The following is a 12,889-nucleotide window of genomic DNA, read 5'->3' on the forward strand; positions in this document are numbered from 1 at the left end:
GCCGGAGACCGCAATCAGGTCAGCCATGCGTGGCGTGGTAGCCCTGCATCGCCGACTTTCCTGTCGGCTCGTGCAGAGCTATTTGACTAAGTTGTATAAGAAGTGTCATGGCAGACGTGGCAACGCGATTGAACGACAGCCCTGGGAGAATGGGTCAGATGGATTTGAGCTATGGGGAAGGCGCCGAGACCTTTCGCCGGGAGGTGCGCAGCTTCCTGAAAGGCGCATGGCAGCCAGGCGAACGGCGCAAGGATGAGTTGAAGGCCTTCATCCGCGATTTCCGGACCAAGGCGACGGACGCGGGCTATCTCTATCGCGCGATTCCAAAACAATATGGCGGGTCGGAGCAGCCGGCCGACGTGGTCAAGGCGCAGGTCATCCGCGAAGAGTTCGCCCGCGCCCGTGCTCCGATGGAGATTGGCGGCAACGGCATGTCGATGCTGGTCCCAACCTTGCTGGAAAAGGGCACGCCCGAGCAGAAGGACATGTTCATCCGTCAGACGATGTCCGGCGACATGATGTGGGGGCAGGGCTATTCCGAGCCCGCCACCGGGTCCGACCTGGCGTCGGTCCGCACGCGGGCCGAACTGGTCGGTGACGAATGGGTCATCAACGGGCAGAAGATCTGGACGAGCCAGGGCGACCGCGCGACTCACATGTTCGGCCTGTTTCGCACGGAGCCCAACGCGTCCAAGCATGGCGGCATTTCCTATCTGATGCTGGACTTGAATCAGCCCGGCGTCACCCGCCGGCCGATCCGCCAGATGACGGGCGAGGCGGGCTTCTACGAATTTTTCTTCGACAATGCCCGGACCCCGGCGAGTTGGATCGTTGGCGAGCGGGGCGATGGTTGGAATGTCTCGCGCACCACGCTCAAACATGAGCGCGCGTCCATCGGCTCGGCTGATGCGCTGGGTGGCACCTTCCGCAAGCTGGTCGAGCTGGCGCAGGAGATGGAGATTGACGGCCAGCCTGCGATCAAGGACGCGAAGGTGCGTGATGCGCTGACGAAGATCGAAGGCTGGGTGATGGCGCACCGCTATTCCAGCTTTCGTCTGTTCAGTCTTGCCGCCGCGCAGGAACAACCCGGCCTCGTCGGCCTCATGATGAAGTTGCTGCTGACTGAAACCGGGCATGAGATGGCGCTGCTGGCGCAGGAGCTGATCGGTGATCATGCGCTGATCGAACCCGCTTCTGCGGGCACCCGTGGCCGTGGCCCGGAAAAATGGCTGGACCAGATCATGGGCACGCTTGGCAATTCCATTGCCGGCGGCACAACCAATATTCAACGCAACATCATCGCGGAGCGTGGCCTTGGCCTGCCGCGCGACCTGGCCATGGAGGCGGACAAGTGAGGTTCCATCCGACCGAAGAGCAACTGGCGATCCAGGACGCGCTCAAGGGCACGCTGGAGGATGCGATGCCGCGCGAACGACTTGAAAAGATCGTCAATGGCGGCGGCGATTTCGATCGCGAGAGCTGGAACGCATTGATGGCGCTGGGCCTTGGAGGCCTCGCTTTGCCCGAAAGCGTGGGCGGCGCGGGGCTGGGCCTGGTCGATCTCGCCATGGGCATCGAAGTTTTGGGCCAGGGCGGTGTGGTAGGCCCCGTTCTTCAGCATTGCCTCGCGGGGCTGGCGCTCAATCTGGCCGATGACGCGGACGCCAGGGAGACCTGGCTCGGCAAGATCGCCAGTGGCGAAACCGTAGCGACCGTGGCGTTCGGCGGCAATTGGCTGCCCGACAGCTGGGCCGTGACAGTGGCGGGCGGCAAGGCGAGCGGCGTTATCGGTTTCGTGCCCGGCGCGGATGCGGCGGATCTGATCCTGGTTGGCACGCAGGGCGGCGGGCTGGCGCTGATCGAAAAGGGTGCCGGAGTCGTCGTGGAGGCCGTGCAGTCCGCTGATCGCACGCGCCGACTGTCCGCCGTGACGTTCGACGGCGCGCCTGCTTCCGTCCTGTTCGAACCCGGAGATGCGCGCATTGCGCGCATTTTCGATGCGGCCCTGGTGCTGACCTCGGCCGACGCGCTCGGCGGCGCGCAATATTGCCTCGACCTGTCCGTTGCCTATGCAAAGGAACGTGAACAGTTCGGTGTCGCGATCGGCCGCTTTCAGGCGCTCAAGCACCAGTTGGCGCAGATGGCGCTGGAGGTCGAGCCTGCCCGCGCCCTGATGTGGTATGCCGCTTATGCCTGGGATAGCCAGCAGGACGATGCCGCACGCGCGGCGGCGATGGCCAAGGCGCATATCGCCGATCGCTACGTGTCCGTGGCCCGCGCCGCGGTGGCGGCGCATGGCGGCATCGGCTATACGTGGGAATATAGCCTCAACACTTGGTTCCGCCGCTCGCTCTTCGATCGCGCTTATCTGGGCAGTCCCACCGTGCATCGCGCGCGAGCGGCCGATCTGGCGGGCTGGTGAGCGACATCGCCATTGAACCGGGGGCCCACGGCGTGGCGCTCTCGGGCGCGCCGTTGCCGCTGTTCGACGTTCCAGTCAGCCAGCCCTGGGGGCCGTCTCCCCTGCGCCGGCCGGGATCGGTGCGCCGCACGATGACGCTCGACGCGACCTGGCCGGATGGCCAGGATGGCGACGTGATTTTTGCCGGTGATGCGCGCGATATCGTTACGGAATGGCAGGGAGGCGGGCCTGTCCCAAAGCCGGCCATCGTCGCGACGGCCCACATCGACGTGGTCGCCGAACACCGGGTGATGCTTTCGGTGACCAGTACGCCGCCGCGTCCCGAACTTGCCCAATTGTCCGGCGCACGAGCGGGCGGCTATCTGCGCGCGGAAATCGACAAGGCGCTACCTGGCGAAAAGCGGGGCGGCACACCGCTCTACCTGCTGCTCGACGATCTGGCGGGCGCGTCGCTGGTGGGCGGCTGGGCCTGGTCGCGCTGGACCCAGGACTGGATGTCGCGTCTTTCGGTGCAGGAACGAGCAGACCATGCGGCGCGCATGGAAGGCATCTGCATCGGCTTCCGGCCGGGTTCGGACGCCCTGTCCATCGTCGGCAGGCCCGTTCCGGACCAGAATGCCTCGCGCGTTCCATCGCTGGTCAACCCTGAAGATCCCGATGGCTGGCATCCGCTGATCGATCGGGGTGGGGTGAACTTTCGCCGTGCCCGGCGCATCGACGTCTGGCGCGAAGGCGATGTCATTCACGTCGAATCCGGCTTTCAGGACAGCGCCAGCGCGCCCGATGGCGGGGACCGGATCGCGATTCACGAATATCGACTCACTGCGACGGCCGACGCCGCAACCCAGTGCTTGCGCAGCGTCGTCGCGCGACCGGGCACCCTGCCGTACAAGGAGTGTCGCGCCGCGCCGGTCAATGTCGACGCACTTGTAGGCGTGCCGCTCGTTGATCTGCGCAATGAAGTGTTGCTTACGTTGCGCAAGACCGCGGGCTGCACACATCTCAACGACATGCTGCGCGCGTTGGCCGAAGTGCCGACGCTGGCGAGCCATCTGCCCGATCCCCTGGAAGGCTGAAATGGTCAGCCCGTGGCCAGGAACCTGTTGATATCGGCCGCAACGCGATTGGAGGCCTCCAGCATCAGCATATGGCCGCAGCCGGGATAGTCGAGCCGCTGGACTTGGTCCGACAGCACAGGCAGCAGGTCGGCGATCTCGCGCAGGTCGGTCACGTCCTGCTCGCCTGTGAGCAACAGACAGGGCATGGCAAGTATGTCTATCCGTTCAAGGTCGGAACCCGTTGGCCGCTGCCCATTTGCCTCGACCCATTGGCGGCCGGGGAACAGGGCGATTTCTTCGCGCATGATTGCAGCGTGTCCAGGATTGCACATTGCCGCGGTGAACATCGGGTGCGCGAGCCATCGACGGCGCGCGCGCTCCATATCGCCGGCCCGCGCGTGAGTCGTGACTGCCCGCCATTCGGATCGCCACGCCTCCGACCAGTCCCAGCCGAACAGCGCAGGCGCGATCAGCACCAGTCGGCGCACCCGTTCGGGATGATCGAGAGCAAATTGCAGAGATACCGCACCCCCCAGCGAAAATCCGATCAGGTCGCATCGCGCAACACCGGCATCGTCCATCAGCGCCAGCAGATCGTCGGCGTGGCTATAGTCCACAGCAGCGCTCGCGATCGACTCGCCGAAGCCGCGCTGGTCGAGCCTCAGTCCCCGCCGACCGGCAGTGATGGTCCGCCATATCGGCTCCCAGCTTGCCCGGCTGCCGCCAAAGCCATGAACGCACAGAAGCGGATCGCCGCTACCCACATCTTCATAGACCAGCCTCGCGCCCTCTACCGCGATCGTGCGGATCATTGTGGCGCGGCCATGGTGATGACGATGCGCCCGGCGGTGACGCCGCGCTGGGCTTCCTCCATTGCAGCGACGAAATCGTCGATCGGATAGGTGCGGGCGATGGGTGGGTGCAGCTTGCCCTGTGCGAAAAGGGCGAGCAGCGCCTGCACATTGGCCTCCGCCAGCGCGTGCTCATAATTCCCGAACTGGCGCACATCGACGCCGATCAGCGAAGCGCCCTTCAGCAGCGCGAGATTGACCGGCAGCCTTGGGATCGAGCCGCCGGCAAAGCCAATGACCAGATGCCGCCCGTTCCAGGCCAGGGAGCGGAAGGCCGGTTCGGTCGCTTCACCCCCCACCGGATCGACGATCACGTCCACCGGCTTGCCCGCATTGGCTGCCTTCAGGTCGTCGCGCCAGCTGGGCGACGCCGCATCGATCACCGCGTCAGCCCCGCCCCGCGTCGCCAACGCGCGTTTGTCTGCGGTCGAAGCCGATCCGATCACCCTGGCGCCCAGCGCCTTGGCGACTTCGATCGCGGCATAGCCGACCGCGCCGCCTGCACCTAGCACGCAGACCGTTTCTTCTGGTTGCAGCCGCGCGCGTTGCACCAGCGCATGATAGGCGGTGGCGTAGCTGACCCGAAACACCGACGCAGTCACGAAATCCATCGCGTCGGGGAGCGGCAGGGCGAGCTTGGCTGGAATGACGCAAGCTTCACCGATGGCCGCGCCGAAGGCGCTGCCCAGCACCCGCTCGCCGATACGTGCGGGATCGACGCCCTCGCCGACGGCCTCGATCACCCCGGAAAACTCGCTGCCAGGGACGAAGGGAAGGGTGGGCTTCAACTGGTACAGCCCCGCCGCGACCAGGACGTCGACGTAACTGATGCCCGCCGCGCGGATGGCGATGCGGACCCTTCCGGGTCCCGGTACGCCGGGATCATGCTCCTCCAGCGAAAAGCCCGAGGGCGGCCCGAACGCCCGGATGACGACGGCCCGGCTCATCAGCATCCCTTCCACTGTGGTGCGCGCTTCTGTGCGAAGGCGAGCGGCCCTTCCTTCGTGTCCTCCGCCTCGCGCCAGGCGACATAGGCAGGATAATCGGCCTGGTTGGCCAGCGCGGCGGCCAGGCTCGCTTCATCCAGCCCGCGATGGACGACCTGCTTGGACGCGCGCACCGCCATGGGGGAGGCACGCAAAATCTCCGCGACCCAGCGATGTGTCGTTGCCATCAACGCCTCTGGCGGCGCGACCTCGTTCACGAAGCCCATCCTTAGTCCCTCCTGCGCGCTCACCCGCCGCGATGTCAGGATCATGCCCAGCGCCTGCTTCGTACCGACCTCGCGTGCCAGTCGGTGCAGTCCGCCGCCAAAGGCGATCGCGCCGACGAGCGGTTCGGGCAGGCCGAAGCTCGCATGGTCCGCCGCGATGATGATGTCGCAGGCCAGCGCCACCTCGAACCCGCCGCCCAGCGCCAGCCCGTTGACCGCCGCGATGATCGGCTTGTCGCAGTCGAACCGTTCGATCAGCCCGGCATAGCCGCTGGCCGGATAGACCGGATGCTCGCCGTGCTCGGCCACGGCCTTCAGGTCCGATCCAGCGCAAAAGGCGCGCTCGCCCGCGCCTGTTACGATGCAAACGAACTGTTCGTAGTCGCTGGCGAAATCATCGAACGCGGCCTGCAATTCATGATGCATCCGACCGTTGATGGCATTCATTACCTCTGGGCGGTTCAGGGTCACTGTGGTCACGCGATCGGCCTTGTCGACGGTGATGAACTCCATGGTTCGTCTCCTTAGCGTTTCGGGAAGGGCGGGTAGAGCGAGTCGGGCGATTGCCAGTCGATCCGCACTTGGCGATGTGCGATCCTCCAACCCGCGCCCGTCCGCTCGAAACGATCGGCATAATGGCCGTGATGATCGAGGCCGATGTCGGTCATGACCTGGAAATAGGTTCGGCCTGTCGCGGTTTCGCCCGCCAGTTCCACAAGCGAGCTGGTCAGATTGTGCCGGGTGAAGCTGTGCTGCGGGTCACGCGGTCGGTCCGGCGTCCCCAACCGTTGCGCAATCGCGCTCCGTCCGTGGCTCTGTTCGCCCGAAAACTCCAATATGCCATCATCGGCGAAGGCATCGACCAGCCCGTCGATGCGGCCCCGATCGCCGTTGATCGTATAGGTCGCCATCAGCAGGCGGATCGCCTCGCGGTCCAGCATCTCCTCGATGGTCATGTCAGGCTCCGCGCCAGCGCCGCGCGCCAGTCGCCAGGGTGGCGCGCCGCCGCAAATTCCTGCCCCAGCCGCCCGACCAGGTCCGCAACGCTCGGCACGTCGTCGATCAGTCCTGTGGAATGTCCGCCTGACCAGATATGCTTCCATGCGCGCAGTCCTTCGGGCAGGTCGGGCTTGTGCATCCCCTTGGGCGGCGGCAGCTTGTCCGGGTCCAGTCCGTTGGCGATCATCGACGGGCGCAGAAAGCTCGCCGGCATCCCGGCGATGGCGTCGGTGAACAGCACGTCCTCAGCGCGCGACTCGACCAGCATAGTCTTGTGCGCGTCGAACGTCCCTGATTCCTTCGTTGCGATGAATCGCGTGCCCATCACCACCAGGTCCGCGCCCAGCGCCAGCGCTGCCGCGATCCCGTTGCCGTCGGCGATGCCGCCCGCCAGCATGATCGTGCCGTCGAACATGCGCCGCACCTGCGGCAGAAAGGAAAAGGGGTTGAGCGTGCCGGCATGGCCGCCCGCACCGCCGCTGACCAGCATCAACCCATCGACGCCCGATGCGATTGCCTTTTCCGCGAACTTCATGGTGGTCACATCGTGGAAAACGATGCCGCCCCATTCGTGCGCGGCTTCGACTTCGGCGCGGGGGTCGCCCAGATTGGTCAGGATCAGTGGCACCCTGGCCTTGCGGCAGGTCGCGAGCCGGTCGGCGCGGGTCTTCTGGTCGATCGCGCGGCTGGCGAGCAGATTGACGCAGAAGGGGGCGAAGCGCTCGCCCTTGTCCAGCGATTCGGCCTCCGCTTCGCGAATCGCCGACAGCCAGCTGTCGAGACTATGACCGCCGCGCGGGTTGCCGCTCGGAAAGGCTCCGATAATTCCTGCGCGACACGACGCAATCACCAGTTCCAGGCTGGAACAGATCAGCATCGGTGCCTGCATCACCGGCAATGCCAGTTGTGACCAGTCGATGGACATGCCGTCATCCTTCCCCATTGTCGTGGCGCACCAAAGTGGCTAGCGCTTTTTCCACATCATAGGTAACTAGGTGCGATAAGCCCGTCGAGGGGCTTTGCAGCAAAAGTGGAGCGGGGCGGGCAAACATATGGCTTTCAAGACACGTATCACCGAGATGCTCGGCATCGAACATCCTATCGTTCAGGGCGGTATGCAGGGCGTGGGCCGCGCAGAACTGGCGTCCGCGGTGTCCAATGCGGGCGGCTTCGGGATCCTGACCGGCCTTACCCAACCCACGCCCGATGACCTCAAGAAGGAGATCGAGCGTTGCCGGTCGATGACCGACAAGCCCTTCGGCGTGAACATGACCGTCTTCCCGACGATCAACGCACCTGATTACAAGGCCTATGCGAAGGCGATCATCGACATGGGGATCAAGGCGGTCGAAACTGCCGGCACGCCTGCGGTCGCGGAAATCTGGGAAATGTTCAAGGCGGCAGATGTTCGTATCATCCACAAATGCACGGCCGTGCGTCATGCCGTGTCCGCCCAGAAGAAGGGTGTGGACGCGATCTCGATCGACGGTTTCGAATGTGCAGGGCATCCGGGCGAGGATGACATTCCCGGCCTGATCCTGATCCCCGCCGCAGCCGACAAGGTTACGATCCCCATGCTCGCATCGGGCGGTTTTGGCGACGGGCGTGGCCTGGTCGCAGCGCTGGCGCTGGGTGCGGAGGGCATCAACATGGGTACGCGCTTCTGCGCCACTGTCGAGGCGCCAATCCATCCCAATGTGAAGCAGGCCTATATCGATAATGACGAGCGCGGCACGAATCTGATTTTCCGCAAGCTCCACAACACCGCCCGCGTCGGCAAGAGCGCGGTGTCGGACAAGGTTGTCGAAATCCTGGCGCAGCCGGACGCGACCTTCAAGGACGTGCAGGCTTATGTGGCCGGGGCCAAGGGCCGGGTGGTCCTGGAAGAGGGTGACATGGATGCCGGCATCTTCTGGGCCGGCATGATCCAAGGCCTGATCCACGACATCCCGACCTGTCGGGAACTGATCGACCGTATCGTGGCTGACGCCACGGCGATCGTGAACACTCGCCTGTCGGGCATGTTGGCGGGCTGACCGCCGACGTCCCATCCTATTCCATCCCATCCCTTTCAGGAGCAAGTGAAGTGGCAGAAGCATATATCGTAGCCGCCGTCCGTACCGCCGGTGGACGTCGCCGTGGCCGCCTTGCCGGCTGGCACCCGGTCGATCTCGGCGCAAAGGTCCTCGACGCGGTCGTCGCGCGGGCCGGCGTGCCGGGCGAAGCTGTGGACGACGTCATCGTTGGTTGCGTTACCCAGGCGGGCGAGCAGGCTCTGCATGTCGGCCGACACTGCGTGCTGGCGTCCGGCCTGCCGCTCAGCGTGCCGGCGGTCACCATTGATCGCCAGTGCGGTTCCTCGCAACAGGCGATCCAGTTTGCGGCGCAGGCGGTCATGTCGGGCACGCAGGACATCGTCATCGCGGCAGGCACCGAAAGCATGACGCGTGTGCCCATGGGGTCGGCCGCCCTCTCGCCCGAAGGATCCGACCCGCTCCCGGCCTCGATCAAGGACCGGTTCGGCATCCAGAACTTCAGCCAGTTCGGCGGTGCGGAGATGATCGCGAAGAAATGGGGCTTCACCCGTGACATGCTGGACGCCTATGGTCTGGAAAGCCACTTGCGCGCCCAGCGCGCGACCAAGGCGGGGGCGTTCGATGCGGAAATTCTGCCGCTGGAGATAGTCGGCGCCGATGGCGTCAGCGAAATGCACACGATCGACGAAGGCATCCGCTGGGACGCCTCGCCAGAAGGTATGGCGGCGGTCAAGCTGTTGGTCGAAGGCGGCGTCATTACCGCCGCGACGTCGAGCCAGATCACCGACGGCGCATCGGCGGTGATGATCGCATCTGAAAAGGCGGTCAAGGAATATGGCCTGACCCCGCTGGCGCGCATTGTGAACATGACCGTGACCGCCGGCGACCCGGTGGTCATGCTCGAAGAGCCGCTGTTCGCGACCGACAAGGCTTTTGCCCGCTCGGGTCTCAAGATCGGCGACATCGACCTGTATGAAGTCAACGAAGCCTTCGCCCCGGTGCCGATGGCCTGGCTCAAGCACCAGGATGCCGACCCCGCCAAGCTCAACGTCAATGGTGGCGCGATCGCGCTGGGCCACCCGCTGGGCGCGTCGGGTACGAAATTGATGACGACGCTCGTTTACGCGCTCAAGGCGCAGGGCAAGAAATACGGGCTCCAGACGATGTGCGAAGGCGGCGGTGTCGCCAACGTCACCATCGTCGAGGCGCTCTGAACGGGAGGGAGAACGGCCTGGCCATATCTCCTCTCCCAAAGCTGAGCCGGCGCTCCGGTGCAAGGGAGCGTCGGCTTTTTTACAAGGTGCGATGACTTTGAGGGGCTGGTCTGAGCAGGCTTTACCAGTAGCAAACCTAGTTATATAGGTTGTTGATAGATTCTTACGAAAAGGGGCGTTTCGCCATGCAGATCACGAATGAATTGGCCGCAATTGTTACCGGCGGCGCATCAGGCTTGGGCAAGGCATCGGCCAAGGCGCTCGCCGATGCGGGTATGAAGGTTGCGATCTTCGATCTGAACGAGGAAGCGGGTGAGGCCGTCGCGCGCGACATCGGCGGCCTGTTCTGCAAGGTGAACATTCTGGACGAGGATTCGGTGCTGGCCGGCTTTGAAAAGGCGCGCGCCGCCCATGGGCAGGAGCGGGCGCTGATTCATTGCGCGCAGGTGTCGAAGGGCGGCAAGACGGTTGCCCGCGACCGCGACACCGGTGGCTTCAAGCGGCTGTCGACGGAAGATTATGCGTTTGGCGCGCAGGGCATCCTGATCGCCAGCTATCGCATGGCGTCGATTTCGGCGTTGGGCATGGCCTCCGCCGAGCCGCTGAACGAAGATGGCGAGCGCGGCGCGATCGTGCTGACCAGCTCGGCAGCGGCGCAGGACGGTCAGGTTGGTCAGGTGGCCTATGGGTCGCTCAAGGCTGGCGTCAATGGCCTGGTCCTGCCGATGGCGCGTGACCTGATGGAACTGGGCATCCGCGTCAATTCGGTCATGCCGGGCATCTTTGCCACCCCGCCCATGTTGGGGGTCAAGGACACGGCGCCGCAGATCTTCGACAATCTGGAAAAGTCGGTGCCCTTCCCCAAGCGTCTCGGCAAGCCGGAAGAGTTTGGTTCGCTGATCGTCGAACTGGTCAGGAACAGCTATTTCAACGGCCAGAACCTGCGCATTGATGGCGCCATCCGAATGCCGCCGCGCTAAGCGCCCCGTCCCTATGGCGCAAAGCTTGCAGGAAAGGGCGGCGGCGCAAGATCCGCCGCCCGGTTTCGTCCCTATATCCTTTTCCGATGGCTTTCTGGGCCATAACGGTCCGGTCTATGCACGCCGTGCCGATGGCGAAGTCACGTTCGGGTGCCGCATCCTGCCGCATCTGTGCAATCCCATGGGTATCGCGCATGGCGGATGGGTGGCGACGATGTTCGACATCGTGCTGCCACTGACGGCGCGCTATGTGGCGGGGTTCGAGGAACGCTTCCTGCTGACCGTTCAGATGGGCATCGACTATCTGACCGGTCCGAAGCTGGGAGATTGGGTCGAAGGACGGGCGCAGGTCTTGCGCACGACCAAGCGCATGGTCTTCATTCAAGGGACGCTGGAGGTGAATGGCGAATTGACCGCGCGCGGCAGCGGCATATTCCGCATCGGCCCCCCTGCACCGCCCATCGACCTCGAGCAGACCGGCCCGCTGCCATGATGCCGAGCGCTGCATGAGCCGTTCGCTTGTTGAAATATTGACGCTCGAACCCTGTGGGCACGACAGCTTCCGCGGGTGGCCGCCTGAGCCTGACGCGTCACGCATCTTCGGCGGCAGTGTGGTGGCCCTGGCCCTCATGGCTGCCGCCGCAACGGTCGCAGGGCGAGCGTGCCATTCGCTGCACGCCTATTTCATCCATCCCGGCGATGTCACGAAGCCGATCCTGTTCGAGGTTGATCGCGCGCGCGACGGTGGCATGTTCGCGACGCGGCGGGTTATCGCGCTTCAGGACGGACGGCAGATATTGAACCTGGCGGCGTCCTTTCAGGCGCCGGCCGATGGCACATTCGACCATCAATTCACGCGCGCCGCTGACCTGCCCGATGCGGACGACCTGTATGACGACGACCTGCGGGGCGAGGCCGTCGGCCTGCAACTGCGCAACATCCGGGTGCCGCGCCCCGGCATGGAAGACGGAATTCGCCCGCCCCGCCACGCCATGTGGTTCCGCAGTGCCTTGCCGCTGGGGAACGATATCGCGATGCACCAGGCGGCGCTCGCCTATGCGTCGGACTTCCCCCAACTGCCCACCATCGTCCAGCCGCATCCTGTGACCTGGCGCACGCCCGGCTTTCAATTCACCAGCCTCGACCATAGCCTCTGGTTCCATCGCCCGTTCGACTTCACGCGCTGGCATCTGTGTGAGCTGGATACGCCCATCAGCGCGGGCGAGCGTGGCCTCAGCCGGGGCACGATTTACGACGGCGACGGCCTGCTGGTCGCATCGGTCGCACAGGAAGCCATGATCCGGATGCGCGGCGCCTGACGACTGTCAGGTGCCGCGGAACACCGGCTTGCGTTTTTCCAGGAACGCAGCGACGCCCTCGGCATGATCGGCGGTCCGCCCCGCCTCGCGCTGGTGAATGCGTTCCATCCGCAGCGTATCCGTCAGTGACTGGTTCATAGCCATTGCGATCCCCCTGCGCATCAGGCCATAGGCGACGGTGGGGCCGGTCGCCAGCCGCGCGGCGATCAATCGGGCCGTTTCCATCAGCGCCGCATCCTCGACCACCTGATAGATCAACCCCCATTCCAGTGCGAGGTCGGCTGGAATACGCTCGCCCAGCATCATCATCGCGGTCGCCCTTGCCTTGCCGGCCAGGCGTGGCAGCAACCATGTCGCCCCGACGTCGGGCACCAGCCCGATATTGGCGAAGGGCTGCAGGAAATAGGCCGATCGCCCGGCGATGACGATGTCGCCAGCCAGCGCATAGCCGCATCCTCCGCCCGCCGCCGCGCCGTTCACTGCGGTCACCAGCGGACAGGGCAGGCGCACGAGCCGCTCGAGCACGGGATTGAACCCGCTTTCCAGTCCGGCGCCCATGTCGCGCGCGGCATCCCCGCCGCCGCGCCCGCCGGCAGACAGATCCGCGCCCGAACAGAAAGCCCGGCCGTTCCCGCTCATCAGCAGAACGCGCGCGCCTTCATCCGCGACGCGATCTAGCGCGTGCATCATCTCGTCGAGCGATTGTTGCGACAGCGCATTGAGCTTTTCCGGCCGGTTGATTGCCAGCGTGGCGATGCCGTCGGTGATGGCGAAGTCGATATGTTCGTAAGCCATGC

Annotated in this window: 14 protein-coding genes; 8 read left to right on the forward strand and 6 right to left on the reverse strand. The window is 64.9% G+C overall.

All coding sequences use genetic code 11. From position 1 onward, the window contains the following. The first annotated feature begins 158 nt into the window (after positions 1 to 158). The 3 genes from HH800_RS08995 to HH800_RS09005 are packed head-to-tail and all read left to right on the forward strand — an operon-like array spanning position 159 to position 3,498. Positions 159 to 1,355: an acyl-CoA dehydrogenase family protein gene (locus HH800_RS08995; protein WP_169860804.1), complete on the forward strand. Its 1,197-nt coding sequence runs from the start codon at positions 159 to 161 to the stop codon at positions 1,353 to 1,355. Further along, positions 1,352 to 2,422 (forward strand): acyl-CoA dehydrogenase family protein, encoded by a 1,071-nt coding sequence (locus HH800_RS09000; RefSeq protein WP_169860805.1) that lies wholly within the window; start codon positions 1,352 to 1,354, stop codon positions 2,420 to 2,422. Before HH800_RS08995 ends, HH800_RS09000 begins: the two co-directional genes overlap by 4 nt. Next, entirely contained in the window at positions 2,419 to 3,498 is a 1,080-nt protein-coding gene (locus HH800_RS09005; protein ID WP_169860806.1) for a DUF2889 domain-containing protein, read from the forward strand. Before HH800_RS09000 ends, HH800_RS09005 begins: the two co-directional genes overlap by 4 nt. A 5-nt stretch (positions 3,499 to 3,503) precedes the next feature. Here HH800_RS09005 and HH800_RS09010 read toward each other — a convergent pair whose 3' ends face one another. Genes HH800_RS09010 through HH800_RS09030 form a run of 5 tightly spaced genes read right to left on the reverse strand, consistent with a single transcriptional unit; the run spans position 3,504 to position 7,468 of the window. After that, positions 3,504 to 4,292 carry an alpha/beta fold hydrolase gene (locus HH800_RS09010; RefSeq protein WP_169860807.1) on the reverse strand — a complete coding sequence of 263 codons (789 nt, stop codon included), beginning with the start codon at positions 4,290 to 4,292 and terminating at the stop codon, positions 3,504 to 3,506. Beyond that, positions 4,289 to 5,278, reverse strand: coding sequence for an NADPH:quinone oxidoreductase family protein (locus HH800_RS09015; protein WP_169860808.1), 990 nt, complete (start codon positions 5,276 to 5,278; stop codon positions 4,289 to 4,291). The genes HH800_RS09010 and HH800_RS09015 overlap by 4 nt, the downstream gene beginning before the upstream one ends. Continuing rightward, positions 5,278 to 6,057 carry an enoyl-CoA hydratase-related protein gene (locus HH800_RS09020; RefSeq protein ID WP_169860809.1) on the reverse strand — a complete coding sequence of 260 codons (780 nt, stop codon included), beginning with the start codon at positions 6,055 to 6,057 and terminating at the stop codon, positions 5,278 to 5,280. Before HH800_RS09020 ends, HH800_RS09015 begins: the two co-directional genes overlap by 1 nt. A gap of 11 nt (positions 6,058 to 6,068) precedes the next feature. Beyond that, complete coding sequence (locus tag HH800_RS09025; protein WP_066856877.1) at positions 6,069 to 6,500, reverse strand: nuclear transport factor 2 family protein; 432 nt, start codon at positions 6,498 to 6,500, stop codon at positions 6,069 to 6,071. Continuing rightward, positions 6,497 to 7,468, reverse strand: a complete 972-nt coding sequence (locus HH800_RS09030; protein ID WP_169860810.1) for an NAD(P)H-dependent flavin oxidoreductase — start codon at positions 7,466 to 7,468, stop codon at positions 6,497 to 6,499. The genes HH800_RS09025 and HH800_RS09030 overlap by 4 nt, the downstream gene beginning before the upstream one ends. Before the next feature lie 127 nt (positions 7,469 to 7,595). Here HH800_RS09030 and HH800_RS09035 point away from each other — a divergent pair, with 127 nt between their 5' ends. From HH800_RS09035 to HH800_RS09055, 5 genes are all read left to right on the forward strand, one after another. Continuing rightward, positions 7,596 to 8,579 (forward strand): NAD(P)H-dependent flavin oxidoreductase, encoded by a 984-nt coding sequence (locus tag HH800_RS09035; RefSeq protein WP_066856871.1) that lies wholly within the window; start codon positions 7,596 to 7,598, stop codon positions 8,577 to 8,579. Positions 8,580 to 8,629: 50 nt separating this feature from the next. Then, positions 8,630 to 9,793 (forward strand): acetyl-CoA C-acetyltransferase, encoded by a 1,164-nt coding sequence (locus tag HH800_RS09040; RefSeq protein ID WP_066856868.1) that lies wholly within the window; start codon positions 8,630 to 8,632, stop codon positions 9,791 to 9,793. 185 nt (positions 9,794 to 9,978) lie between these two features. After that, positions 9,979 to 10,773, forward strand: coding sequence for an SDR family oxidoreductase (locus HH800_RS09045; protein WP_169860811.1), 795 nt, complete (start codon positions 9,979 to 9,981; stop codon positions 10,771 to 10,773). A 13-nt stretch (positions 10,774 to 10,786) separates the two neighbouring features. Beyond that, positions 10,787 to 11,266, forward strand: a complete 480-nt coding sequence (locus HH800_RS09050; RefSeq protein WP_169860812.1) for a PaaI family thioesterase — start codon at positions 10,787 to 10,789, stop codon at positions 11,264 to 11,266. A 13-nt stretch (positions 11,267 to 11,279) separates the two neighbouring features. Then, positions 11,280 to 12,092, forward strand: a complete 813-nt coding sequence (locus HH800_RS09055) for an acyl-CoA thioesterase (RefSeq protein ID WP_169860813.1) — start codon at positions 11,280 to 11,282, stop codon at positions 12,090 to 12,092. A gap of 6 nt (positions 12,093 to 12,098) precedes the next feature. Here HH800_RS09055 and HH800_RS09060 read toward each other — a convergent pair whose 3' ends face one another. Beyond that, the gene (locus HH800_RS09060) at positions 12,099 to 12,887 is read right to left on the reverse strand and encodes an enoyl-CoA hydratase-related protein (protein WP_169860814.1); all 789 of its coding nucleotides are present in this window, start codon (positions 12,885 to 12,887) and stop codon (positions 12,099 to 12,101) included. Positions 12,888 to 12,889: the final 2 nt, after the last annotated feature.

It is taken from the genome of Sphingobium yanoikuyae (genome assembly GCF_013001025.1).
In the GTDB taxonomy this organism is placed as follows: Bacteria; Pseudomonadota; Alphaproteobacteria; order Sphingomonadales; family Sphingomonadaceae; genus Sphingobium; species Sphingobium yanoikuyae_A.

Excerpts from the sequence above, each read along its gene's own strand:
- HH800_RS08995 (WP_169860804.1), top strand. The coding sequence starts at position 159 with ATGGATTTGAGCTATGGGGAAGGCGCCGAGACCTTTCGCCGGGAGGTG.
- HH800_RS09010 (WP_169860807.1), bottom strand. The coding sequence starts at position 4,292 with ATGATCCGCACGATCGCGGTAGAGGGCGCGAGGCTGGTCTATGAAGAT.
- HH800_RS09015 (WP_169860808.1), bottom strand. The coding sequence starts at position 5,278 with ATGAGCCGGGCCGTCGTCATCCGGGCGTTCGGGCCGCCCTCGGGCTTT.
- HH800_RS09020 (WP_169860809.1), bottom strand. The coding sequence starts at position 6,057 with ATGGAGTTCATCACCGTCGACAAGGCCGATCGCGTGACCACAGTGACC.
- HH800_RS09025 (WP_066856877.1), bottom strand. The coding sequence starts at position 6,500 with ATGACCATCGAGGAGATGCTGGACCGCGAGGCGATCCGCCTGCTGATG.
- HH800_RS09030 (WP_169860810.1), bottom strand. The coding sequence starts at position 7,468 with ATGTCCATCGACTGGTCACAACTGGCATTGCCGGTGATGCAGGCACCG.
- HH800_RS09035 (WP_066856871.1), top strand. The coding sequence starts at position 7,596 with ATGGCTTTCAAGACACGTATCACCGAGATGCTCGGCATCGAACATCCT.
- HH800_RS09045 (WP_169860811.1), top strand. The coding sequence starts at position 9,979 with ATGCAGATCACGAATGAATTGGCCGCAATTGTTACCGGCGGCGCATCA.
- HH800_RS09050 (WP_169860812.1), top strand. The coding sequence starts at position 10,787 with ATGGCGCAAAGCTTGCAGGAAAGGGCGGCGGCGCAAGATCCGCCGCCC.
- HH800_RS09055 (WP_169860813.1), top strand. The coding sequence starts at position 11,280 with ATGAGCCGTTCGCTTGTTGAAATATTGACGCTCGAACCCTGTGGGCAC.
- HH800_RS09060 (WP_169860814.1), bottom strand. The coding sequence starts at position 12,887 with ATGGCTTACGAACATATCGACTTCGCCATCACCGACGGCATCGCCACG.